This window comes from Pseudomonas sp. B424 (assembly GCF_055408345.1).
This window is the reverse complement of sequence record NZ_JBUZTL010000015.1, coordinates 111,206-134,666: the sequence shown is the minus strand read 5'-3', so window position 1 is coordinate 134,666 and position 23,461 is coordinate 111,206. Positions and strand designations below refer to the sequence as shown.

The 23,461-nt window shown below is 59.8% G+C and carries 21 protein-coding genes, 1 tRNA gene and 1 pseudogene; 11 read left to right on the top strand and 12 right to left on the bottom strand.

From position 1 onward, the window contains the following. Positions 1-271: 271 nt before the first annotated feature. Positions 272-1,417 (bottom strand): serine hydrolase domain-containing protein, encoded by a 1,146-nt coding sequence (locus ACZRMS_RS17560; RefSeq protein WP_463996312.1) that lies wholly within the window; start codon positions 1,415-1,417, stop codon positions 272-274. 160 nt (positions 1,418-1,577) lie between these two features. Then, complete coding sequence (locus ACZRMS_RS17555; protein WP_463996311.1) at positions 1,578-2,633, bottom strand: fatty acid desaturase; 1,056 nt, start codon at positions 2,631-2,633, stop codon at positions 1,578-1,580. Positions 2,634-3,257: 624 nt separating this feature from the next. Here ACZRMS_RS17555 and ACZRMS_RS17550 point away from each other — a divergent pair. Both ACZRMS_RS17550 and ACZRMS_RS17545 read left to right on the top strand, forming a co-directional pair. Further along, positions 3,258-3,473 (top strand): hypothetical protein, encoded by a 216-nt coding sequence (locus tag ACZRMS_RS17550; RefSeq protein ID WP_463996310.1) that lies wholly within the window; start codon positions 3,258-3,260, stop codon positions 3,471-3,473. Between the two features lie 116 nt (positions 3,474-3,589). After that, positions 3,590-3,859, top strand: a pseudogene (locus ACZRMS_RS17545) (IS3 family transposase); the annotation flags it as partial. A gap of 47 nt (positions 3,860-3,906) precedes the next feature. On the opposite strand, the gene ACZRMS_RS17540 reads toward ACZRMS_RS17545, so the two are convergent. Next, positions 3,907-4,452: a P-loop NTPase family protein gene (locus ACZRMS_RS17540; RefSeq protein ID WP_463996309.1), complete on the bottom strand. Its 546-nt coding sequence runs from the start codon at positions 4,450-4,452 to the stop codon at positions 3,907-3,909. Between the two features lie 100 nt (positions 4,453-4,552). Between ACZRMS_RS17540 and ACZRMS_RS17535 the strand changes: the two genes are divergently transcribed. The 4 genes from ACZRMS_RS17535 (at position 4,553) to ACZRMS_RS17520 (ending at position 7,569) form a co-directional block, all read left to right on the top strand. Continuing rightward, positions 4,553-5,038, top strand: a complete 486-nt coding sequence (locus ACZRMS_RS17535) for a GNAT family N-acetyltransferase (protein ID WP_463996308.1) — start codon at positions 4,553-4,555, stop codon at positions 5,036-5,038. A gap of 260 nt (positions 5,039-5,298) precedes the next feature. Then, on the top strand, positions 5,299-5,856 hold the full coding sequence (locus ACZRMS_RS17530) for a helix-turn-helix domain-containing protein (RefSeq protein WP_463996307.1): 558 nt from the start codon (positions 5,299-5,301) through the stop codon (positions 5,854-5,856). Positions 5,857-5,878: 22 nt separating this feature from the next. Then, positions 5,879-7,225, top strand: a complete 1,347-nt coding sequence (locus tag ACZRMS_RS17525) for a glutamine synthetase family protein (RefSeq protein WP_463996316.1) — start codon at positions 5,879-5,881, stop codon at positions 7,223-7,225. A 269-nt stretch (positions 7,226-7,494) separates the two neighbouring features. Further along, positions 7,495-7,569 (top strand) — tRNA-Gln (locus ACZRMS_RS17520). Between the two features lie 117 nt (positions 7,570-7,686). On the opposite strand, the gene ACZRMS_RS17515 is transcribed toward ACZRMS_RS17520, so the two are convergent. The 3 genes from ACZRMS_RS17515 to ACZRMS_RS17505 form a co-directional block, all read right to left on the bottom strand. After that, positions 7,687-7,938, bottom strand: coding sequence for a helix-hairpin-helix domain-containing protein (locus ACZRMS_RS17515; protein WP_463996306.1), 252 nt, complete (start codon positions 7,936-7,938; stop codon positions 7,687-7,689). 211 nt (positions 7,939-8,149) lie between these two features. Continuing rightward, positions 8,150-9,007, bottom strand: a complete 858-nt coding sequence (locus ACZRMS_RS17510; RefSeq protein WP_463996305.1) for a GNAT family N-acetyltransferase — start codon at positions 9,005-9,007, stop codon at positions 8,150-8,152. Positions 9,008-9,077: 70 nt separating this feature from the next. After that, positions 9,078-9,782, bottom strand: coding sequence for a murein L,D-transpeptidase catalytic domain family protein (locus ACZRMS_RS17505; RefSeq protein WP_463996304.1), 705 nt, complete (start codon positions 9,780-9,782; stop codon positions 9,078-9,080). 143 nt (positions 9,783-9,925) lie between these two features. Here ACZRMS_RS17505 and ACZRMS_RS17500 point away from each other — a divergent pair, with 143 nt between their 5' ends. From ACZRMS_RS17500 to ACZRMS_RS17490, 3 genes are all read left to right on the top strand, one after another. Beyond that, complete coding sequence (locus ACZRMS_RS17500; protein ID WP_463996315.1) at positions 9,926-11,485, top strand: L,D-transpeptidase family protein; 1,560 nt, start codon at positions 9,926-9,928, stop codon at positions 11,483-11,485. Between the two features lie 276 nt (positions 11,486-11,761). Then, a complete protein-coding gene (locus ACZRMS_RS17495) occupies positions 11,762-12,775 on the top strand; it encodes a Fic family protein (RefSeq protein WP_463996303.1) in 1,014 nt (337 codons plus the stop codon). An 18-nt stretch (positions 12,776-12,793) separates the two neighbouring features. Beyond that, on the top strand, positions 12,794-13,873 hold the full coding sequence (locus ACZRMS_RS17490; protein WP_463996302.1) for an NAD(P)H-dependent flavin oxidoreductase: 1,080 nt from the start codon (positions 12,794-12,796) through the stop codon (positions 13,871-13,873). Here the strand turns inward: ACZRMS_RS17490 and ACZRMS_RS17485 are convergent. The 6 genes from ACZRMS_RS17485 to ACZRMS_RS17460 form a co-directional block, all read right to left on the bottom strand. Next, on the bottom strand, positions 13,846-15,159 hold the full coding sequence (locus ACZRMS_RS17485; RefSeq protein ID WP_463996301.1) for a spinster family MFS transporter: 1,314 nt from the start codon (positions 15,157-15,159) through the stop codon (positions 13,846-13,848). The genes ACZRMS_RS17490 and ACZRMS_RS17485 overlap by 28 nt on opposite strands. 71 nt (positions 15,160-15,230) lie before the next feature. After that, positions 15,231-16,253 (bottom strand): 4-hydroxy-2-oxovalerate aldolase, encoded by a 1,023-nt coding sequence (gene dmpG, locus ACZRMS_RS17480; RefSeq protein ID WP_463996300.1) that lies wholly within the window; start codon positions 16,251-16,253, stop codon positions 15,231-15,233. Between the two features lie 10 nt (positions 16,254-16,263). Beyond that, positions 16,264-17,193: an acetaldehyde dehydrogenase (acetylating) gene (locus ACZRMS_RS17475; RefSeq protein WP_463996299.1), complete on the bottom strand. Its 930-nt coding sequence runs from the start codon at positions 17,191-17,193 to the stop codon at positions 16,264-16,266. Positions 17,194-17,214: 21 nt separating this feature from the next. Continuing rightward, positions 17,215-18,006, bottom strand: a complete 792-nt coding sequence (locus ACZRMS_RS17470) for a fumarylacetoacetate hydrolase family protein (RefSeq protein WP_463996298.1) — start codon at positions 18,004-18,006, stop codon at positions 17,215-17,217. A gap of 135 nt (positions 18,007-18,141) precedes the next feature. Next, positions 18,142-18,915 carry a glucose 1-dehydrogenase gene (locus ACZRMS_RS17465; RefSeq protein ID WP_463996297.1) on the bottom strand — a complete coding sequence of 258 codons (774 nt, stop codon included), beginning with the start codon at positions 18,913-18,915 and terminating at the stop codon, positions 18,142-18,144. Positions 18,916-18,945: 30 nt separating this feature from the next. Next, positions 18,946-19,926: a flavin reductase gene (locus ACZRMS_RS17460; protein ID WP_463996296.1), complete on the bottom strand. Its 981-nt coding sequence runs from the start codon at positions 19,924-19,926 to the stop codon at positions 18,946-18,948. Between the two features lie 345 nt (positions 19,927-20,271). On the opposite strand from ACZRMS_RS17460, the gene ACZRMS_RS17455 reads away from it, so the two are divergent. After that, positions 20,272-21,708, top strand: a complete 1,437-nt coding sequence (locus tag ACZRMS_RS17455) for a coniferyl aldehyde dehydrogenase (RefSeq protein WP_463996295.1) — start codon at positions 20,272-20,274, stop codon at positions 21,706-21,708. Positions 21,709-21,856: 148 nt separating this feature from the next. Next, positions 21,857-23,422, top strand: a complete 1,566-nt coding sequence (locus tag ACZRMS_RS17450; protein WP_463996294.1) for an amidase — start codon at positions 21,857-21,859, stop codon at positions 23,420-23,422. The last annotated feature ends 39 nt before the right edge of the window (positions 23,423-23,461 follow it).

Sequence of the window (23,461 nt, the reverse complement as noted above, 5' to 3'; positions counted from 1 at the left end):
GTACAACTGGATTCGACCGCACCAATTTAATGGTGGGCTGCCACCGGCTCAGGCCGAGAAAAAACTTAACGCAGTGTCCGGGATTAGTTGACCACTACAGGTCGCTTCCTTCAGTTCAGTGATTTCATGCATCTGCACAGCAACTACTCCATGTTGAGATGGCGCAGTGTAATCGCTGAAGGGAGTGGCGGAGGGGGGCTCTCTTGTGTGAGCGTTTTTCGCAGCCCCGCCGCCAATTTACAGCCCACAGCTGCATGCCATCTGTGAATGCCTAGAGCACCGCGTAAGTCAGAGCTGCAAGGCTCTGAGCGCGCGGATCAATCATCGTGTGCCCACCTGATGTGGTTGTCACAAAGCTAAAGCTGACGTCACGCTCAGTGTCGGCGAAGGCAATTGGACCGCCAAGCCCTATATGGCCAAAGGTATTGGGCCCCATGCAGTGCGTAGCATCTGGATCGGTCTTTTGTTCAAGCATGCAGCCAAGGCCATAACGCATTGGCCGCTTCCATATGCGATCCATCCCATGGCTGTGCTCCCGGGTGAACTCATTCAGCATCTCTTTACTGATCAAGCGCCCAGCCAGGAGTGCGCTGTAAAAACCGGCCAAACCACCTGCCGTGCTGTGTGAGCATGCGCCGGGCTGCTCAAAGGACCACCACTTAGGATCAAATGATCGCTTGGGGCTCATGCCCGGGTTGGTAAACGCAAGAGTCGAGATATCTTCTGTATGACCAGCCACAACTTCTCGTAAGTTCTTCGAGTAAGGGTCGCCTGTTCGTCCCTTGGCGGCGTCAAAATGGGCGATGCGGTAATAATCGTCCACGTCCACTCCAAGATGAACGTCCAACCCATGGGGGTGTGTTATTTCCTCGCGGATAAAGGTGCAAGGGTTGCGCCCGTCAGTTCGCCGAATCAACTCCCCAATGATCCAACCATAGGTTGTGGTTCCATATCCAAGTTCGGTTCCTGGTTGCCACCATAAAGGCTCAGCAGCCAGGACATCAGTCATATGCTCCCAGTCATACATAGTTGGGTTGCGGTTCGGAAGTCTAAAAGCCGGAATCCCGGAGGTATGGCTCATCACATGGCGCAAGGTAATCTGGCCTTTACCGCCTTGTGCAAACTCTGGCCAATAATAAGCCACCGGGATGTCGAGCTCTAATTTTCTCTTCTCAACCAGCATCAATGCAGCCACTGCAGCGAACGGTTTGACCGTGCAAAATGTATTTACCAAAGTGCCTTTATCCCAAGGTTTTTTACCCTCAAGATCCGATGACCCGGCCCATAAATCTATAACAGTCTCATCGCCGATTTTAACGCAGAGGCCTCCCCCTCGCTCCTGCGGGTCATTAAAGATGGCTTCAAAAGCTTTTTTGACGCTTTCGAATTCATGTGTGCATATCCCTTTTGCTTCCATGCTCAAGACTCCATGTGATTAAAATTGCACCATCGCTTAACGGGTGGCTAATAGCAGGGCGCCTGGCATAAACCTTTACCCGTTGAAAGTTGTCCGGGTTGGGTGGATTCAGTATTGGCGCTCTATTGATAAAGGGGCAGATATAAAGAGTGTTTTTAATTCAAGACTCCGGCTGAACCAGGTGGTAACGGTTCGCACGTTTATACGTGCCAAAGTCATTAAAGCGGACACCGGCTTCAGCTAATACCTTATGGGCGAACGGAGCTGTCATTTGGCGGAGGTAGAACGGGTCTTTAACCACGAAGTGATGAATGCAGTGCGTGCTTCCAAAGTTGAAGCAAAATAACTGGAATGGCCACAGCCACCAACGGTTCATGACTTGAGTTTGCTGCAAGGCATTGCGTGGCATCACGTCGCCATAATAATGTATGTTGGAGCTGATAAAGAACAGACAGAACTGACGTATAATGTTTGGCGCAACAATGATAACCACGGCGCTATTTATCACGTTCATCAGCATTGAGGTGGTTTGGGATGGCTGATAGGCAAAGCCCATAAGAGAGCTTGCCCATGTGTAGAGGTGATACCCCAGAAAGATATACCAGCAGCCCCAGTACAGCAGCCCCATGGGCGCATTCAAGCGCAGCACCTTGAATGTCAATCTGAGCTTTTCTCGCCAGGTCGGTGCGAACAAAGCATTCACAATGCCAAATACAAATCCATCAATAAGCTTTAAAAACCGCTTTGCGCCCCACTTGCTGCCGCTGGTGGTAATCCAGGCTTCAACATCGGTATCTGTTCCCGACTCTTTATGATGGTGAAAGTGCAGTTCTCGCCTCAACCAAGGGCTTGGCATCCCCGGGCGAGTTATCCAGCACAACAGCATCATCAAGTTGTGTGCGAAGGGTTGTTTTCTGAAGTACAAGCGGTGAATCAGGTCGTGTTCAAGTTCGTGTATCAGCGACGTCAATAAAGCATTGATCAGAATGCAGAACCATCCGGGTATCAGGCCTTTAACATACAGCGTTCCAGAGATCACCATGCCCGTCACAGACAGTGCCATTACGCTGGCGCCTATCACGTTCTGATGACCCAATATGCTATATCGGTTACGCAGATCATTACTGTGTTGCGTAATTTTCTGAGTGATATCGTTAATTAGTTCGTGCTCTGTTTTTGACAGAGAAGTGGCAGGGCTTTTATATATTTTGTTCATCACTTCATCCTTTGAAGACGATGGGTCGGGTTAGCGTTACTAGAGAAGCACATATAAATTCAAGGGCAAGTTTTTTGGTTTTTATAGGTGTTTGATCTGACGGGCGGGCATATAAAGTGTTGTATTGTCTAACAATGATCTCGTGTGTTGAGCGTCATGGGGTTTTGCTTTTGGCGAAACATCGGCATGGAGGATAATTGCTTGGGGTGGATATCTATAAAGGTCATTTTTTCGGGTGATTTATTGTTTTCGAAACAAGCAGGCCAACTGTTGCGAATGACTTGCGCATCAGCCGCTGTAAATCCCAGTACGCCCCGCTGTGGATATCTGACTTTGGGTGCGTTCAGTTCAGCCCTGTCTTTCAACCCGTACTAATGGCGTGCTCGTCGCCCTTGAACTTCAGGTAGCGTGTCCCGGGGAGCTTCGGGAATATCTTTAACTCCTCCACGCCGAGCAAACCAATAACCTCGGCATAGCTGTTGCCGCTGTAGTCCGGCTTCGATGGCGCAGCAATGTCGCCCGCCGCCTTTCGTGACCGGATAGCACAGTGGGGGTGGTGGCAATTTGCTGCAAGATGGAGTATTTATTTTGCTCCGGCACCGGGTCGGATCAAGGAGCAGAATAATGAACAGGCAAGCCTATTTTTTAGAGGCCGAACGTCTTTCTGATGATTTTGCTGCCAGGGCCAAGGCAGTCGACGACTACATGAAAACAGCCCCCGACCTGACAGACGACGAAGCATACAAAAAGCTTTGCGACCTGCAGGGCGAGGCGAGTGCTGCAGCCGGGCGCTGGTCGTCACACTGTGAAAATAATCGTAGCCATATTCGATCCGTTTAGTCGTAGCGACAGATACGCACCGACTCTCGCTGCCAGGCCAGCTCAAGTTTGCTCGATACGTTTTCAGGTATTACGGAATCGTTTCGCGCCAGAGTAAGAAATTGCGCAATCAATAGGGCAGCCGCCATTTTCGCCAGCGTCAGTGGCGGTGCCGCATACACCGGAGCATGAGTCGCCGGGGGCAATTGCTACGAAAACTCGCCGCTCTGCGTTCAAAACCGAGTGGATACCTTCGGCGGGTTATATGTCGGCTCAGCAGGCCCAACGGTAGATGAGCCACTATTTGATGCACCGCTACAACTGGATACGGCCTCTTAAACTCAATGGGGGGCTAGCGCCCACTCAGATCGAGAATAAAACTTAACCCCGTGTCCGGGATTGGTTGACGACTACAGTTGCAAAACGATTGACGTCCAGGAGGATCGCGCTTTGCTCAGGCATCACCTTGGCTGGCCTGAAGGCCAGTTTCAGTCCGTACAGGCAAGCTTTTGACAAATGCGGCGACCTGCCGGTTGCGCCGCAGATGTACTGTTGGTATGTGCGGGCCGATGGCCAGGCGTGCGGCCTCGATGCCGGGACGATAGCCGCGATCGAAGTTCCACACGAAGCTCAGGAACTCCCGGTCGAGCTTGTTTGTACAGCCCGCCGCCATATCCGGGCGGGTGCGGTTCATTACGTGGCGCTTGAGCACACGGGTGAAGCAGGTGAGCCGCGGCGTATCGAGCCAGATAACCAGGTCGGCACGTGGCAGGCGAAGGTCGAAGGTGCGGCGGGCATAGTTACCTTCACACACCCAGGCATCCGCCGTGATGGCTTCGCTGACCCGCGTGCGAAATTGTTCCGCCTCGGGTTCGACCCAGCCGGGCTCCCAGAATAAGGTGTCCAGGTGCACCACGGGCAGGTTCAGGCGTTTGCCGATGGCCCGGGCGAGGGTGGATTTGCCGCTACCGGCATTGCCCAGAATTACAATCCGTTGCATGTAGACTTCCAGTCGAGAAAAAAGCCGGCAATTGTGCCGGTTATGCATGGCCAGTTAAAGGGGCCAGGCGCGCTTGTCAGCACTATCAATCAGGACGCATATGGATATCAGGCTCACTCAAGAACAGGACTGGATGCTGTTGAAACAGGTCCGCCTGGCTGCACTGCTGGACGCGCCGACAGCGTTTGGCGTCAGTTATCAAACGGCCGCTGGCTACACGGATGCGCAATGGATGCAGCGCGCTGCGTCAGAGACAGGGACCCGGTTCTGGCTGGCCATCAAGGACGGTTTGCCGCTGGGCATGATCGGTGCCGGGGTGAGCGAGACTGATCGGTTCAACCTGATTGGCATGTGGGTTGCCCCAACCTTGCGGGGCTCTGGCGCGGCCACCCGGCTGGTGGATGCGGTGAAAGCCTGTGCATTGGGGCAAGGCTACGCGCAGGTTTATCTGGACGTAGCCCCGGACAATGCACGGGCCGCCAGCTTCTATCTGAAGCAGGGCTTCAGCTTCGTGGATGAGTGGGAACCCTTGCAAAGTCATCCCCACATCATGGTCCAGACAATGCTCTGGTCTGCACACCGTTAAACGGCTGGCGGAGTCATCCATCGCAACAGGAATTCAGGTGGGGGCAGGGCATGAAAATTTGCCTTGCAGTTGTGAAATTTAAGATGTAATTTTTCATGAAATTATAAATACATAATTTCATGGCGCCCCGGATGCTCATGCATTCACAGCCGATAACCCCTTTGTGCCGGTTTACTTTCGCCGCTTCCTGACGCTGGCAGTCAGGGAAGGCCAGGGGCTGCGAGACAGCATTTGAACAGTCATTATTCGGAATTTGCGCCATGAACAAGCAAGAAGAAATCGCCGCGCTGGCGATCCTTATTCACGATTTGCGCAAGCACAAGAAATACACCTTGAAAGAGCTGGCTGACAAAATCGGCCGTTCGGTGGGTTTCTTGTCGCAGGTTGAGCGTGGCCTGTCACAGCCGACCGTGGCTGATCTGACGGCCATCAGCGAAACCCTGGATGTACCGACCACCTATTTCTACAACCTGCCCAAGCCCAAGCAATTGCCCTGGGTGACGCGCCCGGACGAGCGCCGCACGTTGTACTTCGCCAACGGGATTACCGACATCTTGGTGTCACCGAAAATCCGGGCGTCGTTCTCCATGCTCGAAAGCCTTCTGGATGCGGGTGCCAGCAGTGGCGACCGGCATATGACCGACAGCTCGGAGCAGGGCGGGTATGTGCTCGAAGGCCAGTTGACGCTGTGGCTGGGTGACGACGATGAGCCGGTCACCCTGAGCGCCGGGGACAGTTTCCAGTTTGACAGCCACACCCGCTGTCGTTACGCCAATCAGACAGAGCAACTCACGCGAGTGCTCTGGGTTTACACCTGAATAACAAAAAGGGAATCACATGATGGATGCCGTCTGCTCTGACTTGCTGGCCGAAGTGCGTGCTTTTCGCCAACGTAACCCCGAGGTGCGTTATGTCGACCTGATATCCCTGGACATCCCCGGGCATTTCTATGGCAAGCGCTACCCCATCGACATGCTTGAAAAAGTGGCCGCGGGCAGTGTGCTCAAGCTGCCGCAGAACTGCGTGCTATTGGGTGTGCAGGGCGGGCTGTTCAAGATTGGCGATTACTGTTTCAACGACGGCGACCCAGATGCAGTCCGGCGCCTGGTGGCGGGTACGCTCAAGCCGGTGACCTGGGAAGACAAACCACTGGGCCAGATGCTGATTACCTCGGACGGCACTGAACAGCCGATTGAGTTTGAACCCCGAGAAGTGTTGGCCCAAGTACTGGCCCGGCTGGCGCGCAAAGGCATTCACCCGGTGGTTGCGTTTGAGCTGGAGTTCTATCTGTTTGATAAACAGCTGCGTGAGGGGTTACCGCAGTTCCCGCGAGACCCGCTGAGCGACGATGCCGACGACCAGCCCAATATGCATATCGAGCGTTTGTCGCGTTTCTCCCCGGTACTCGATGACATGGTCGATGCCGCGCAAACCCAGGGGATCGACGCCACGGTGATTACCGCCGAGCTCGGCCCCGGTCAGTTTGAAATCAATTTCGGTCACCTCGACGACGGTTTGCGAGCTGCGGACTGGGCGGCCCTGTTCTGCCGCAGCACCCGCGGGGTTGCCCTCAAGCATGGTTATCGCGCCAGCTTTATGGCCAAGCCGTACTTGCAGCACCCGGGCAGCGGCATGCATGTGCACGTCAGCCTGTACGACGGTGCGGGCAACAACCTGTTGGCGGCGCAACAGCAACAACCCCTGCGACATGCCGTCGCCGGTTGCCTTGAATTGCTGCCGGCGTGCATGCCGATTTTTGCCCCTAACCACAACTCGTTTCGCCGGTTGGGGGGCACGACCAATATCGCCACCCAGGCCAGCTGGGGTTATGAAGACCGGGATGCCTGCTTGCGCATTCCTGAGTCGGATGCAAAAAACCTGCGCATCGAGTATCGCCTGGCGGGCGCCGATGCCAATCCGTATCTGGTGCTGGCGGCAATTCTGGTGGGGCTGGAGCGCGGGCTTGAGGCGGGCAAGGAGCCGATCCTGCCACTGAACGAAGACCGCAACAGTGGCATCGCGTTCCCGCTGGACATGCTGCAGGCCGTTCGGGAAATGCAGCATCAGCCACAACTGCGTGAAGGCCTGGGCGCCGAGTTTGTCGATGTGTATTGCGAGAACAAGCGTCAGGATCATCTGGCATTCATGCAAGAGATCAGCGCCCGCGAGTACCGCTGGTTTATTTGAGTTGCGCCAGGCTGCAGCGTGCGGTTTATGGCTGATCTTTACCGGACATCGCATTAATAACCCCCGGCCAGAAGTGCATATTTTCTGGCCGTCACAACTAAGTAGCTGTTTTTGAATAAATTTATTTAAAAAGTGCTTCCCCAATCCAAAGAGTATTGGTATATTTGCGCCCGTTCTTGCAGCGAACCCTTACCGGCTCGCAGCGAATGGCAACATTCGCAAGCTGCAAGCAGCAGTAAAGAGTGCAAGGCACTCATCGCAACAGATACAGGGGCGTCGCCAAGCGGTAAGGCAGCAGGTTTTGATCCTGCCATGCGTTGGTTCGAATCCAGCCGCCCCTGCCATTATCCAGTTACAATCCGCTTTACCTGGCATAACGCTTACTGCGTTACTCGCCCATCCCCACCGACTACACCTGCTTCGGCTTTCTATCGATTGAGCGAGCGCTAACGCCAGTTCGGCTAGACGGTTGTGCTCAGATGAGCGTTCTTTGCAAACTCAATGGCCGTGTTAATGGCAGCCCTGGCCTGAGGGCTGTTCTTCCAGCATGTCGATCCCGTTGCTGCCGATGCCTGAGCCAGAATGTCACTGGTATTCGCCTGGCTGAGCAGCGCCAGCGAGTCAATGCCCATCTGCTCAAGGCGGGCGATCACGGTCGGACCTACGCCCTTGAGGGTCAGCAAGGCACTATGTTCTGTCTGTGAAAATGGCATCCGTAAACTCCTGTTATCGGCCAATGCGACAGCGGAGTCTGCCCGAGGGGAGAGGGATCCTCAACAGGTCTCTGAACCTTGAGCAAGGTTCAGAGAGGTTTAGCGCGGCCAGACTCGATTACGCAAAGTGTGTAAACCCTGGCTGATATTGGCTAATGCGTTATGGCGGGGGTTGTCAGTTAAGGAACGCCCTGAGCGCGGTTACCGCAGCTCAACCCATCGCCTGGGACATCAGCGCGAACTGGCGCACGCCCTCGCCGGGTTGTGGGGGCGTGCCGCGTGCCATCTGGGTCACGTTGACCACCAGTTCAAGCCCAGCCGAGCCCAGCCATTCGCACAGGCCGCTGTCCACCGGCACGTCGATGCGTACGAACTGGCCCGGGATGCGGGCGAGCAGGGTGGCAATCAGGTGTTTGGCCTGCTCAGGGTTTTGGGCAATGACCGGGCCGATACAGAGGCCGCGACCTGCGGTGCGTAGCAGGGCAAGCGCCTGCAATTGCCCGTCGCGCACGATGCCCGTCGAATGCTCAATCGTGTCTTGCAGGTCGGAGAGTATGGCCTGGCGGTCCAGCCCGCTGCCGGCGTTGGCCAGTGCGACCTGACGGGGGAAATCCGCCGCGCCAAGGGGGCGGCACTCTTCACCCGGCACGAGCGGCTCCAGGGCAACGACCCGGGCAAGGCCCTGGCGCTGTTCAACCGTGCCGAATTCGACAAAGCCCTGAGTGGTGTAGAGCAGGGCTCCGGCGACAGTGGCGTTGAGGATCGGGGTTGAGGCCCCGCAGGCTGACAGTGTGAGCTCCATCAGCCTGCGGCCAATTCCCTGGCCCTGATAGTCGGGGTCGATGATCACCAGGCCGATGGTCGCGAACGCACCCTGAGGGCAGGCGAACGCCGTACCGATCAGTTGTTCCCCCTTCACCGCCACAAACCCCTTGAATGCATGTTGCATCAGGGCCCAGTCTTCCAGGCGATGGGGCCACTTCAGTCGCATCGACAGCCCGTGGGCTGCGGGTAAATCAGCGGGGGTCATTGGACGGTAAAGACAGGCAATCGGATGCTGCGCAGACATGGTGAATCTCCCTGAACATGTGTGCGCTTTCTACCGGTAATGCGCTCTTGCTTTCAACCCCCCACGTGTATCAACCCCGTTTGGCCGATACGATGCTCGCTACCTGGCGTGGCTGGCAGTTCAGGTAAGCCGAGGATTGCAGCCAGCGCTGGTCGGGGTACCAGGCGAACATGAACTGGCCGTCCTTGAGTTTGTCGACCACCTGGCGCGCCACTTGCGGGCGCACGGCCGGGCAGCCGAGGCTGCGACCGATACGGCCCTGGCTCTTGCTCCATTGCGGGTTCACGTAATCGGCGGCGTGGATCACGATCGCACGTTCGCGCGCCTGGTCATTGATGCCCGGCTCCAGGCCGTCCATGCGCAACGAGTAGCCGTGGGCGCCCACGTAGCTTTCCCGGGTACTGAACAGGCCCAGGCTGGACTGGTTGCTGCCTTCGCTGTTGGAAAAACTGGTGGCGAAGTTCTCACCGGATTGTTTGCCATGGGCCACCAGATCGCGCAGAACCAACTTCTGCTGGCGCAGGTCAAAGATCCAGAGACGGCGAGCAGTTGAGGGCAGCGAATAATCGATTACGGCCAGATGCCGGGCGGGTTTTGCCCCGTTGTTGACCGCGCATTGCATGGCGCTCAGGGCGCCTTTGAGGGCTTGGGGGTTAAGTTCGGGGGCGGCATGGCCGAGGTTGTTGAGCAGTAACGGATTGGCGGCGTAAGCAGTGCTACAGGTTGCACTCAGTGCGATGGCTGCCAGGAAAAAACGACGTAAAAATTTAAGCATGAGGAGCGGTTTCTCGTGTTGTAAGACCAGCAATCGAGCGCCGATAACTTGGCGGTCCTGTTTTAGATGCTAGCCTGTGGGTTTGCCGTGACTGCGGATTCAGTTGACCCTCCAGGTGACGGCCATTGATTGGAGTTAAGCAGTTGTTCAAAAAACGCGCATTTTACTTGAGCATTGCCTTACTGACTGCGCCACTGGTCGCTGTAGCCGATTCCCTACAGGTCGATGCAGTAAACCCGGTGCAACAGGCACTCACGCAACTGCCCCAGGCCTGCCCGGGCCTGGCCCCGGGGGTCAATGAACCGACGCTTCGATTACTGCAGGGTTTTTATCAGGAACAGGGCAATCAGCCGGTATGGTCGGTCAACGGGCGCTTGAGCGCCTTGCAAGCGGCGCTGGAGCAACTGGCTGATGACGGTCTTGACCCCCGCAACTATACGTTGCCCTCAACCCGTGACCTGTGTGCCGACATCCAGACCAGCCAGCAGTACCTGCAAGCGCTGCAGGACCTGCATTACGGCCGCTTGCAACAGTCACGCCTCGAACCGGTCTGGCATGCCAGCGAGGTGCCGCAGGACCGTCAGGCCGAGATCCTGGCCCTGGCTGGCCCCGGGCTGCAGGACGTGGCGCAGGCCTTTGAGCAGGCGCGTCCGCAAAATGAGCTGTATCAGAACCTGCGCCGGGTGTACGCGCGCCAGCGTCAGGAGCCTTTGCCTGAATGGCAACCGCTGGCCAGCGGCCCCCTGCTGCGTCCCGGGATGCAGGATGCGCGGGTCCCCGAACTGGCCAAGCGGCTGGCCAGCGAGGGCTACCTGAGCCATCCGCCGGCGATCGTCGATCATCACTACAGCAATGCGCTGGCGGCAGCGGTGAAGAGTTTTCAGCTCGATCACTCGTTGCAGGCCGATGGCGTGATCGGTGCGGGCACCTTGAAAGAGCTGAACGTCACCCCGGCGCAGCGGCGTGAACAACTGCGCATCAACCTGGAGCGTTTTCGCTGGATGGCCCGCGACCTTGAGCCCACCAGCCTGCTGGTCAATGTACCGGCCGCGCAGCTGACCGTTTACAAGAACGGCGTACCGGTGTGGCAGACCCGCACCCAGGTGGGGCGCGCCGAGCGCCAGACGCCGTTACTCAAGTCCCGGGTCAACCGGCTGACGCTCAACCCGACCTGGACCATCCCGCCGACCATTTTTCGCGAAGACAAACTGCCGCAGATCCGTCGTGACCAGTCCTACCTGAGCCGGCAGAATCTGCAGGTTCTGGACAGCAACGGCCAGCCCCTGGCGGCCCAGGACATCGACTGGGACCGCCCGGGCAATATTTTGCTGCGTCAGGGGGCCGGACCGAAAAACCCCCTGGGCCGGATCGCCATCCGCTTCCCCAACCCGTTCTCGGTGTACCTGCACGACACCCCTAGCCAGGCCTTGTTCAGCAAAGGCCCGCGTGCTTTCAGCTCGGGTTGCGTGCGGGTCGAGTCGGTGTTTGAACTGCGGGACTTGCTGGTGACCCCGGCCGAGAAAGCACGTACCGAAGAGTTGCTGGGTACCGGGCTGACCCACGAGTTCAGGCTGTCCAGCCCGACGCCGATCCTGATGACCTACTGGACGGCGCAGGCCAACAAGGACGGCAAGGTGACGTATGCGCCGGATATCTACAACCATGACCCTGCGCTGATTGCGGCACTGGCCAGTAAAAAGTAACCCTGGGCGCACGCAATTTTTGTAGCCGCTGCCGCGCCGCGCGAGGCGGCGCCCGGCGGCGCAGCCGTCGAGAAATCAGACAGTGCGGTGTGTCAGGCCAAGCGCGCAGCCTCGCTGCGCTCCTCAGCGGCTACAGAAACAGTTTAGTATCCATCTCCCGATTATTGACCATGAGAGCCCCCATGAGCTGCTGGCCCGATTCTCGTTTTACCGACTTGTCGAGTATCACTCACCCCATCATCCAGGCACCCGTGCCGTGCGCGAGCGTCTAGCCCTTTGAGCCGTTATCAGCCGCCCTTGACCCTGACCCCGGTGATGCTGGCTCTGGTTGCTGAAATCAGCGAGCTGGTTGGGCGGTTGTCGGCACAGAGTGAGTCAACGCAAACGCCGCAACTGCGTCGTGGTAATCGCATCCGCACAATTCAGGCGTCGCTGGCTATCGAGAACAACACCCTGAGTGTGGAGCAGGTCACAGCGGTGCTGGAAGGGCGTCGAGTACTGGGTTTGCCGCGCGAGATTCAAGAAGTGCGTAATGCGTTTGCAGCGTATGAGGCCATGCCTGGTTGGCATTGCGCTTCACGAACGCATTTATTGAGTGCCCACGGGCTATTGATGCACGGGTTGCTCGACGATGCGGGCTTGTTCCGTCGCAGTGATGTGGGGATCTATCGTGGGGACCGTCTGCTGCACATGGCGCCGCCCCAGAGCCGGGTCTCTCAATTAATGGATGATTTGCTCGGCTGGCTGTCCTCGACGCAACTGCACCCGCTGATTGCCAGCTGTGTATTTCACTATGAATTTGAGTTTATCCACCCGTTTGCCGACGGCAACGGGCGCATGGGGCGTTTATGGCAAACGCTGATGCTCAGTCAATGGCGGCCTGTGATGGCCTGGTTGCCGGTTGAGACAGTCATTTGTGAGCAGCAGCAAGCCTATTACGCAGCCTTGTCTGCTGCCGACCAGCACGCCGAAGCGACCCCTTTTGTGGAGTTCATGTTGCAAGCATTGCATCAGTCTCTGTTGTCAGTATCGAAAACCGATCAAGTAAACGACCAAGTAAGCGACCAAGTAGTCCGCCTGCTTACCGCCCTGGACGGCGCTGTGGCGCTCAAGGCCGGGGAGCTGATGCAGCGATTGGGGTTGAGCCACCGCCCGACTTTTCGGGTTAACTACCTCAATCCGGCCCTTGCTGACGGGTTGATTGAAATGACTGATCCGACATCCCCCCGCAGCCCGGCGCAAAAATACCGTTTGACGCCACATGGCCTGAATTGGGTCAACCGTCAATAACTGTGTAAGGACTTCCCCATGAGCTGCTGGCCCGATTCTCGTTTTACCGACCTGGCAAAGATCGACCACCCCATCATCCAGGCCCCCATGCTGGGCGCTGGCGCCGATATGATGATCGGCGTAGCGAAGGCCGGGGGGCTGGGCTCTTTGGCGTGTGCCACGCTGACTCTGGAATCGATCCGCACCGAAGTGGCGGCTTTTCGTGCCGCGTGCGATCAACCACTGAACCTGAATTTCTTCTGCCATCAACCCCCCGAGTACGACGAAGCCGCAGCCCTGCAGTGGAAGTCGCTGTTCAAACCCTATTACACCGAGCTTGGCGCCGACTATGACGCGCCAACCCCGGTGTCGAGCCGTGCACCTTTTGATGAGGCCACCTGCGCTCTGGTCGAAGAATTGCGCCCCGAAGTGGTCAGTTTTCACTTTGGCTTGCCGGCCCCGGAGCTGGTGGCCCGGGTCAAGGCGTGTGGTGCCAGGGTCCTCAGTTCCGCCACCACCGTGGAAGAAGCCCGGTGGCTGGAGCGCAATGGCTGTGATGCAATCATCGCCATGGGCTACGAGGCCGGTGGGCATCGGGCGATGTTTTTAAGCAGCGAGCTGACCACCCAGATCGGCACCTTTGCCCTGGTGCCGCAGATTGTTGATGCGGTATCCGTGCCGGTGATTGCTGCCGGCGGGATTGCCGATGCGCGGGGCATCGCCGCTGCGTTTGCACTGGGCGCCAGTGCCGTGCAAATCGGAACCGCGTACCTGTTCTGTGCCGAGGCCACTGTCACTCAACCCCATCACCGGGCGCTACGCGAAGCCAGTTCCAGCCAGACCGCGCTGACCAACCTGTTTACCGGCCGCCCGGCCCGCGGCATCGTCAACCGGGTGATGCGCGAGCTGGGCCCGATCAACCTCCGGGCGCCGGCCTTTCCGTTGGCGGGCGGGGTGCTGCTGCCCTTGAAGGCCAGGTCCGGGGGCAGCGGTGATTTCATCAACCTGTGGGCCGGTCAGGCATTCCCCCTCAGCCCGGGGCGCACGGCGAACCTGTCGTCCTGTGAACTGACCCGCCAGTTTGTCGAGGACTACGCGGCGCGCTCTGCATGCACATAACGGGTTTGCGCGGCATGGCTGGAGGTGCGGACCAGCAGCACGATCGCACCCAGCACCGGCAGGCTCACCAGCAGTAGCGCATAGCGCAGCGACTCGACACCGAAGGCCGGGAGCAGCGCATCGCTGAACAGACCGGCCAGCAGCGGCCCGACACCAACCCCCAGCAGGGTTGAAATGATGGTCTGCAAGGCCATCGCCGTGCCGCGGCGGTTGGCCGGAACCAGTTGCGTGACCAGGTTGTAGGACGGGGCCACCCACCACACCACAAAAAAACTGTAGAACGCGCACCACAGCATCGAACTGGGGATTGGCACGCCGCCCAGTTGAGCCCACACGGTGTTGGGCCACAGCAAGTAGGCGAAGAGCGCACTGATGGCCGCCACGTGGCCGATCACCGGTATTCCTACCTGCCAGTGCGGGTTGCGCGGTGTCAGGTGGTCGCTCAGCCAGCCGCTGAACAACGCGCCGATCCCGGCAAAACCACCGCAGATAAACCCGGCCAGCAGCCCGGCATGTTGCAGCGACAAACCGTGGGAGCGCACCAGAAAACTGGTGTTCCACATGCCAATCGCATACGAGCTCAGGGTGGTCAGGCCGCCGGCCATGATCAGGCAGCGGTAAGCGGGCAGGGCCCAGAGCTTGCGCGCTTCACTGCCCAGGCTTTGCAACGGATGGGCCGCATGGGCGCTGGCCAGATCCCAGCGCCCCCGGGCCGGATCTTTCGCGACAAAGGCCAGCACCGTGGAAAACAACAGTGCCGGCATGCCGATCACGATAAAGGCCGTGCGCCAGCCATAGTGCTCCACCACCCAGGCGCCCAGGCTCAGACCGATCACCGCCGAAAAAGTCGGCGCGGCCGTGAAGCAGCTGATGGCGAACGAGCGCCGGTGCGGCGGGTACAGATCGGCAATGATCGACATCGACGCCGAGGTGGTCGGCGACTCGCTCACCGCAACCGCCATACGCGCCACGGCCAGCATCCAGAAACTGACGGCCAGGCCGCAGAGTACAGTGGCCACGGCCCATAACAGGCAGGCCAGCGCCAGCAGGCGGGTGCGCGACATGCGATCGGCCAGGCGCCCGGCGGGCAAGGCGAGCAGGGCGTACACCCCGGCAAAGGCCAGGCCGGAAATCAGCCCCATCGCGGTATCACTGACCCCGAACTCAATTTTGATCGGTTCAATCATCACCGCCAGAATCTGGCGCCCGACAAAGTTGTCGGCAAATACGGCCGCCAGCAACAACAGCAAAGCGTGACTGCGCCAGCCGACCCGAGCGTTGGACATAGATGATTTCCTGTCAGATAAAAACGCCAAAGGCGCTGACCCCGTCAGCGCCTCTGGCAAGGAGCAACGCCTCAGGCCCGCTGACGGGCCAGGGTCATGGCGGTGTCTTCGATCATGTCTTCCTGGCCGCCGACCATGCCGCGTCGGCCCATCTCCACCAGAATCTCGCGCGCCGGCACGCCGTACTTCTTCTCGGCCCGCTTGGCGAACAGCAGGAACGAGCCATACACCCCGGCGTAACCCATGGTCAGGGCATCGCGGTCACTGCGGATCGGGAAGTCCATGATCGGCACCACCAGGTCCTCGGCCACGTCTTGAATGCCGAACACGCTGACTCCGGTTTCGATGCCCATGCGGTCACACACAGCCACCAGGATTTCCATCGGCGTGTTGCCCGCACCGGCGCCCAAACCGGCCGCCGCCGCATCGATTCTGGTGGCCCCGGCTTCGATGGCAGCAATGGAGTTGGACACGCCCATCGACAGGTTGTGATGGCCGTGAAAGCCGATCTCGGTGTCCGGGTGCAGCGCTGCACGCAAGGCCTCAACCCGGGCCTTGATGTCGTGGGGCAGCATGTAGCCGGCCGAGTCGGTGAGGTATACGCAGTTGGCGCCGAAGCTTTCCATCAACTTGCCTTGCTTGACCAGCCCTTCAGGGCTGTTCATGTGGGCCATCATCAGGAAACCCACCGTGTCCATGCCCAGCTTGCGGGCATAGGAGATGTGCTGTTCCGACACGTCGGCTTCGGTGCAGTGGGTGGCGACGCGGATCGTGTTGACCCCCAGTTCATACGCCATCTGCAGATGATCCACGGTGCCGATACCGGGCAGCAGCAGGGCCGATACCCTGGCCTGTTTCATCATCGGGATGACCGCCGACAGGTATTGCTCATCGGTGTGCGCCGGGAAGCCGTAGTTCACCGAGCTGCCGCCCAGGCCATCGCCATGGGTGACTTCAATCAAGGGCACGCCAGCAGCATCCAGGCCGCAGGCGATGTCTTTCATCTGTTGCAGGGTGATCTGGTGACGCTTGGGGTGCATGCCGTCGCGCAGGCACATGTCATGCACGGTGATTTTTTTGCCGCGAAGATCCATGGTCGGTTCCTTAAGCGAGGGCAGGTTGTGGGGCGGATGCCTTGAGTTGCAGTTCGCCCTTGAGGATTTCCTCGGCGAACATCTCGGCGGTGCGCGCAGCGGCGGCGGTCATGATGTCCAGGTTGCCGGCGTACTTGGGCAGGTAGTCGCCCAGGCCTTCGACTTCCATGAAGATTGACACCCGATTGCCGTCAAACACCGGGCCATTGACCAGCTTGTAGCCCGGCACGTACTGCTGCACCTGCTCGATCATGTCGGCAATGGCCAGGGTGATCGCGGCCTGATCCGGCTCGGTTTCGGTCAGGCAATGCACGGTGTCGCGCATGATCAGCGGCGGCTCGGCCGGGTTGACGATGATGATTGCCTTGCCTTTTTTCGCGCCGCCCACCTGCTCGATGGCGCTGGCGGTGGTGCGGGTGAACTCGTCGATGTTCTTGCGCGTCCCCGGGCCGACCGACTTGGACGCCGCGGTGGCAACGATCTCGGCATACGCCACCGGTTGCACGCTGGACACGGCGGCCACCAGGGGAATCGTCGCCTGGCCACCGCAGGTGACCATATTGACGTTCATCGCGCCGCGCTTGAGGTTGGCCTTGAGGTTCACCGGCGGCACGCAGTACGGGCCGATGGCGGCGGGCGTCAGGTCGATCATCAGCACGCCCAGCTCATTGAGCTTGCGGCTGTTTTCAGCGTGCACATAAGCCGATGTGGCATCAAAGGCGATCTGGATATTGTCCGCCAGCACGTGCGGCAACAGCCCGTCGACCCCGTCGCTGGTGGTTTTCAGGCCCATCTCGCGGGCACGGCTCAGGCCTTCGGACGTGGCGTCGATGCCCACCATCCATACCGGCTCCAGCACTTCGCTGCGCAGCAGTTTATAGAGCAGGTCGGTGCCGATATTGCCCGGCCCGATGAGGGCGCATTTGATCTTTTTGTTCATGGGAAGGGTCTCGAACGGGGTTTAGGACACAAAGCCCAGCCGGGCCGAGCCCAGACCGCTGAGGGTCAGGCTGACCTCATCACCGGGTTGCACTGGCACCAGCGGCGCCAGTGCACCGGAAAGGATGATTTCACCCTTGCGAAACGGAATGTCGAACTTGCCCAGGGTGTTGGCCAGCCAGGCCACGGCTTCACACGGATGGCCCTGTACAGCCGAGCCAAAACCGTTACCGGCCGGCTGGCCGTTTTTGAGCAGGTGCAGCTCGACCTTGGCCAGGTCCAGTTCACGAGGGTTGATGCGTTGTTCACCCAAAGCGAACACGCCACACGAAGCGTTGTCGGCCACGGTGTCCTGAATGCGGATTTTCCAGTCGGCGATACGCGAGTCGACAATCTCGAAGCACGGCACCACCCAAAGGCTGGCGGCCATGACGTCCTCGGCGGTGATGCCGGGGCCGTGCAAGTCTTCGCCCAGAATGAAGGCGATCTCGCCCTCGGCGCGGGGCTGAACCAGCTGGTGGGCGCTAAAGCTCACGTCGCTGTTGTCGGCGACCTGCATGCGGTCGGTCAAAAAACCGAAATCGGGCTGATGCACATCGAGCATTTCCTGCACGGCACGGCTGGTGACGCCGATTTTCTTGCCGATCACCTGTTCGCCCAGAGCTTCACGGCGCTGCAAAAAACGCAGGGAGATCTGGTAGGCAGTTTCCAGGGTCAAGTCCGGGTAACGCTGGGTCAGCGGCTGCACACTGCGACGCTCGCGCAGCGCGTGAAACAGCTCATCGCCCAGGGCTTCAATCAACTGTGTGTCCATTAATACGCTCTCTTGAAACTGAAAAAACCCTTGTGGGAGCGGGCTTGCTCGCGATGGAATCACTGCGCTCTGCCAGATAGACCGCATCGCCTGCATCGCGAGCAAGCCCGCTCCCACCGTTTGTTGTGCCGTGAACTAGCCCGGCCAGACACTCGACTCAGCGCCGCCGTCCACTTCCAGAATTTTGCCGGTGACCCAGCGCGAAGCCGGGGTTGCCAGGTACAGCGCCGCTGCCGCGATGTCTTCGACTTCGCCCAGGCTTTGCAGCGGGGTGGCCTTGATCATGCCTTCGCGCATGGCCACCGGCAGGACGCGGTTCAGGGCGTCGGTCAGGACCGGGCCCGGGGCAATGGCGTTGACCCGCACCAGCGGTGCGAAATCCTGGGCCAGCAAACGGGTCATATGGCTCAGCGCGGCCTTGGCGGTGCCGTAGGCGCTGAACTGGGTTTGCGCATAACGCGCTGCCCCCGAGGTGATATTGATCACGTTGCCGTTGCCCGCATCGCGCATGTGCGGCACGCACAGCTGGCACAGGTGATAGGCCGAAGACACGTTGAACCGCATGATTTCTTCAAAGCGCTCAACGCTCAGGGTGAGCGGGTCGTTGGGGCCGGCACCGCCGGCGTTGTTCACCAGGTGGGTGATGCGGCCCATCTGCTCACGGGCCTGGGCCACCAGCGCGCTGCGCTGTTCGGTGTCATTCACGTCGCAGCTCAATGCCAGGGCGCGGCGCCCCAGGGCACGGATTTCTTCAGCCACAGCCTCAACGTCGCCCAGGGTGCGGGCTGCCAGTACCACGTCGGCGCCCGCCTGGGCATAGGCCAGGGCGATACCGCGGCCAATGCCGCGGCCGCCGCCCGTGATCACGGCCACGCTGCCGGTGAGGTTGAAGCGCTCAATGATGTTCATAAATGATCCTTGTCCTTTTTAGGTAAAGCGTTAACGCGGCGCCCACAGGTCAGGCAGGCCCGGGTCGCTGGCGGCAATCAGGCGCTTGAGCAGGACCTTGAGCGCCTGGGCATCGCCAGGGCCCAGCTTGGCCGACACGTTTTCTTCCACAGCCTTGGCCAGCGCCAGCTGCTGCAGCGACGCCTCGCGACCGGTAGCGGTCAGCACATAGCGCGGTTCCTGCTGGCTGCCTTCGAGGGCGACCAGGTTTTGTTTTTCGAGGAAACGCATGCTGGCCACGGTGACCACGTGCCCGGTGTAGCCGACGAAGGTGTTGATTTCGTCCAGGGTCAGGTTGTCACGGATGCACAGCACCGAAAGGATGAAAAACGCATGCTCATCCAGTTTCTGGTTGCTCAGCAGACGATGCAAGGCATCGAGCAACTGGTAGTGGGCGCGGCCCAGCAGGTACCCGAGCAAGTCTTCGGTGTAGCTGCATTCAGGCGGTGGCGGGGTGGTCGCCAGGCGCAGTTCACTGCGTGGTTTGCGGGTTGCCAGGGCGTACTGGCCGCTCTGGAAGGCCAGCGGTGCGCGGTCGCTGTGATCAAAGGCAAGCACCTCGCCGACAAAGATCACATGGTCGCCCCCTTCATACTGAAAGGCGGTGCGGCACTGAAAGCGGGCGGTGCAGTCCTGCAACAGCGGCGCTTCGCTGATGCCGTTGTCGAGTTCGATCTCGGCAAACTTGTTTTCGCCCTGCATCGCAAAGCGGCCGGACAGCGGCTCCTGCTCGGTGGACAGCACATGCACGTTCCAGTGCTTGCCGGAACTGAACACCGGCAGGCTGCGGGCGGACTTGGCCAGGCTCCACAGCACCAGCGGCGGGTTGAGTGATACCGAGTTGAAACTGTTGGCCGTAATGCCGATGGGCGAACCGTCTTCTGCCTGGGTGGTGATGATCGTCACCCCGGTGGTGAAGGTGCCCAGCGCGGTACGGAATGCCTGCGGATCGAAACTGCTTTGCATTGCCATGACGAACCCCATGGATTGAATTTTCGTGCTGGCAGTATTCCCCCCGCTGCGGGGCGCTACATCGTCTTAATGGACTAACGAATACAGCCGATTATCGTCCGATTGGACGAGGCAAACCGGGGCGCTATTCGCTAGGGTCTGTTGACGTTTGGTTGTGGCCGCGCCGATAGCCTATGTGGTGCAGGGCAAGGCACGAGCAGCGTGGTTTGGTTGTTCCAAATAAGCTGCGAGCAGCGCCGCCCTGCGCCTTGCCTGGCAAAATTTGACCCAGCGACGCAGCTCACAACCAAACGTCAACAGACCCTAGCGTCGGCTCATTGAATCGGTGTATCAGAGGACTCATCCATGACGTTCAGCAGCACTTCTCCAGAACAGCTGTCCAGCCTGTTGGCGGCGCAAAAAAAAGCCTTTACCCAGGCCGGGCTCGTCACTGCAGGGCAGCGCCGGGACCGTATTCAACGGGTGATAGAGCTGCTGGTGCGCTATCAGCAGCCGCTGGTAGAAGCCATGGATGCGGATTTTGGCGGCAGGCCCCAGGGCTTTTCATTGATGAACGACGTACTGGGGTCGCTGGCATCGCTCAAGTATGCGCGCGACCATCTTGCCCACTGGGTTGAGGACGAGCCGCGGCAAGTGTTTGCGCCCTATGACCAGCTGGGCGCCAAGGCCTGGGTGATGCATCAGCCCAAAGGGTCCATCGGCATTCTGGGTACCTGGAATGCGCCGCTGTTTACCTTGCTCAGCCCTCTGGCTTGCGTACTGGCCGCGGGCAACCGGGCCATTCTCAAGCCGTCGGAAGTGGTGCCGCGTACCGCGCAGGTGCTGGCCCAGGCTTTTACCGAGCTGTTCGACCCGCTGGAAATCGGCGTAGTGACCGGCGACGCCGAACTGGCCCAGGTGTTTACCTCGCAACCCTTCGATCATCTGGTGTTTACCGGCAGCACCGCCGTGGCGCGTTCGGTCATGCGCAATGCGGCTGAAAACCTGGTGCCCCTGACCCTGGAACTGGGGGGCAAGTCACCGGTGATCATTTCCTCCAGCGCCGACCTGGCCAAGGCCGCCTTCAGTATTGCGGTGGCCAAAGCCAACAACGGCGGGCAAATCTGCATCAACCCGGACGTGGTCTACGTGCCGCGCGCGATGCTGGAAGACTTTATTGGCCTGCTGGGGGCGGCCTACAGCGAATTGCTGCCCACGACGGACGACAACCCGGACGTGGTGGCAGTGGTCAATGCCCGGCATGCGCAGCGTATCGACGGCTATGTGCAGGATGCCCGGGAGCGCGGTGCCCGGATTGAATGCTTCCCGCAGGCGGTCGAGGCCGATGCCCATACCCGTCGCCGTGCGCTGCAAGTGGTGATCAACCCGCCCCGCGACAGCCAGATCATGCACGAGGAAATCTTCGGCCCGGCGCTGGTGGTGCTGCCCTATGAGCATCTTGACCGGGCGCTGAGCGACATCCATTCCCGCGAACGGCCGCTGGCCCTGTACTACTTTGGCCAGAGCGAAGAAGAGCAGCGCCATGTGCTGCAAAACACCATTTCCGGTGGCGTGAGCATCAACGACGTGATGATGCACGCGGCCCTGCATGACGCGCCATTCGGCGGGGTAGGGGCCTCCGGCATGGGGCATTACCATGGCCGCGAAGGCTTCCTCGAATTCAGCCATATGCGCAGCGTGTACAAGGCCCCGGCCCATGATCCGCGCCGCGAATGGGGCTTGTTGCCGCCCTATGGCGAGCACTTTTTGCCCACGATGCAGTCGATGGTCACTGCCGACTGAAAAACGCAGCGTGCAGTGTGGGAACGGGCTTGCTCGCGATTGCATCAATGCGGTCAATAAGACGGACCGCGTCGACAGTATCGCGAGCAAGCCCGCTCCCACAGGACCCTGGCGCCTAAAACAACAAGATCTGTTCTGGAGATTGACCTTGCATAACCCTGCTCAAACACCTGAAGAATCCACCGGCTGGCAGCGCCGGCACGTACTCAAGGCCGGTGCTCTGGCTGTGGGCGCAGGCCTGCTCGGGCGCTTTGCCAATGCGGCAGGCTCCAGCGGTTTATCCTCTGGGGAGTATCTGCAAATGGACGCCTGGGACATGGCCAATGCCGTGCAAAAAGGTGAAATCAGCCCCGAAAACCTGCTGGCGGCGGCCATGGCCCGTTGCGATGCGGTCAACCCCAGGGTCAATGCCGTCAACATGCGCCATGACGAGTACGCCACTGCGCTGCTCAAGGCCCGTCGTGCCAGCGGCACGCCCGCTACGGGCACGCTTGCCGGGGTGCCGATCCTGATCAAGGACCTCAACACCTACCTGGAAGGCACCTCGACTTCCAACGGTTGCCGCCTGTACAAGAACGCCCCGCCGGCCCCGCACACCAGTACCCTGATCACGCGTTACCAGGCCGCCGGGGCGGTGCCGTTCGGCAAAACCACCTGCCCGGAATTCGGTTTGACCACCACCACCGAATCCCTCCTGTGGGGGCAGACCCGCAACCCGTGGAACCTGGCCAAAAGCGCAGGCGGCTCGTCCGGGGGCGCAGCCTCTGCGGTGGCGGCAGGTATTGTGCCGGTGGCCCATGCCACTGACGGCGGTGGTTCGATCCGCATACCGGCGTCCTATTGCGGCCTGGTCGGGCTCAAGCCGACCCGCTACCGCACCCCCAGCGGTCCGGGCAAATATGAAGGCTGGTTTGGTGCCAGCGTGGCCAACGTGGTGTCACGTAATGTGCGCGACATGGCCTTGTTCATGGATGCCGGTCAGGGCCATGAGGCCGGCAGCCCGTATTGGGCAAAGCCCCTGGTGCGCCCGTATGTAGAAGAACTGCGCACCGCCCCCGGTCGTTTGCGTGTCGGCCTGGTGCGCGACTCGCTGACCGGTTCGCCGCTGGACCCTGCCGTGGCCAAGGTGCTGGACGACACGGCCAAGCGTCTGGAGGCGCTGGGGCACAACGTCGAAGAAGTGCGCCTGAATGTCGACCCGCGCCAGTTGTTCGGTGCCCATGGCTCGGTGATTGGTGACGCGCTGCTGACCATGGTCCATGACCGTGAGCAGGTGCTGGGTCGTGCCGCCACGGCGGACGATTACGAGCGCATCACCCAGGTGGTGCTGGACCGCGCCCAGAAAGTCACCGGGGAGGGCTTGTACCGGGCGCGCCAGTCGTTTGAAACCATCGGCGGCTATATGGAGCAGCAGTTCGATACCTATGACGTAATCCTGTCGCCGGTCACCGCCAACCTTACCCCTGACCTTGGCCTGCTGAGCCTCAACCAGCCCTGGGACAGTTACGCCCATAACGCCATGGGCAGTGCCGCCTTTACCGTGCTGGCCAACGTCAGCGGCCAGCCGGCCATTTCCCTGCCGGTGGGCATGAGCGACAGCGGCTTGCCGATTGGCATGATGTTTACCGGGCCTTTGGGCGGCGAGGACGTGCTGCTGCGCTTGAGTGCGCAGATTGAGCAGGATCGGCCGTTCGCCAGGCTGCCAGTGCTCTAAGCCTGATACCCAAGCCCACCTCAGCGTTTGCATCGCAGG

Bases quoted from the DNA above. Each gene is read 5' to 3' on its own strand.
- ACZRMS_RS17505 (WP_463996304.1), bottom strand. From the start codon at position 9,782: ATGCTTAAATTTTTACGTCGTTTTTTCCTGGCAGCCATCGCACTGAGT.
- ACZRMS_RS17455 (WP_463996295.1), top strand. From the start codon at position 20,272: ATGACGTTCAGCAGCACTTCTCCAGAACAGCTGTCCAGCCTGTTGGCG.
- ACZRMS_RS17510 (WP_463996305.1), bottom strand. From the start codon at position 9,007: ATGTCTGCGCAGCATCCGATTGCCTGTCTTTACCGTCCAATGACCCCC.
- dmpG (WP_463996300.1), bottom strand. From the start codon at position 16,253: ATGGATCTTCGCGGCAAAAAAATCACCGTGCATGACATGTGCCTGCGC.
- ACZRMS_RS17540 (WP_463996309.1), bottom strand. From the start codon at position 4,452: ATGCAACGGATTGTAATTCTGGGCAATGCCGGTAGCGGCAAATCCACC.
- ACZRMS_RS17465 (WP_463996297.1), bottom strand. From the start codon at position 18,915: ATGAACATCATTGAGCGCTTCAACCTCACCGGCAGCGTGGCCGTGATC.
- ACZRMS_RS17475 (WP_463996299.1), bottom strand. From the start codon at position 17,193: ATGAACAAAAAGATCAAATGCGCCCTCATCGGGCCGGGCAATATCGGC.
- ACZRMS_RS17535 (WP_463996308.1), top strand. From the start codon at position 4,553: ATGGATATCAGGCTCACTCAAGAACAGGACTGGATGCTGTTGAAACAG.
- ACZRMS_RS17555 (WP_463996311.1), bottom strand. From the start codon at position 2,633: ATGAACAAAATATATAAAAGCCCTGCCACTTCTCTGTCAAAAACAGAG.
- ACZRMS_RS17550 (WP_463996310.1), top strand. From the start codon at position 3,258: ATGAACAGGCAAGCCTATTTTTTAGAGGCCGAACGTCTTTCTGATGAT.
- ACZRMS_RS17560 (WP_463996312.1), bottom strand. From the start codon at position 1,417: ATGGAAGCAAAAGGGATATGCACACATGAATTCGAAAGCGTCAAAAAA.
- ACZRMS_RS17485 (WP_463996301.1), bottom strand. From the start codon at position 15,159: ATGTCCAACGCTCGGGTCGGCTGGCGCAGTCACGCTTTGCTGTTGTTG.
- ACZRMS_RS17525 (WP_463996316.1), top strand. From the start codon at position 5,879: ATGGATGCCGTCTGCTCTGACTTGCTGGCCGAAGTGCGTGCTTTTCGC.
- ACZRMS_RS17460 (WP_463996296.1), bottom strand. From the start codon at position 19,926: ATGGCAATGCAAAGCAGTTTCGATCCGCAGGCATTCCGTACCGCGCTG.
- ACZRMS_RS17530 (WP_463996307.1), top strand. From the start codon at position 5,299: ATGAACAAGCAAGAAGAAATCGCCGCGCTGGCGATCCTTATTCACGAT.
- ACZRMS_RS17515 (WP_463996306.1), bottom strand. From the start codon at position 7,938: ATGCCATTTTCACAGACAGAACATAGTGCCTTGCTGACCCTCAAGGGC.
- ACZRMS_RS17490 (WP_463996302.1), top strand. From the start codon at position 12,794: ATGAGCTGCTGGCCCGATTCTCGTTTTACCGACCTGGCAAAGATCGAC.
- ACZRMS_RS17470 (WP_463996298.1), bottom strand. From the start codon at position 18,006: ATGGACACACAGTTGATTGAAGCCCTGGGCGATGAGCTGTTTCACGCG.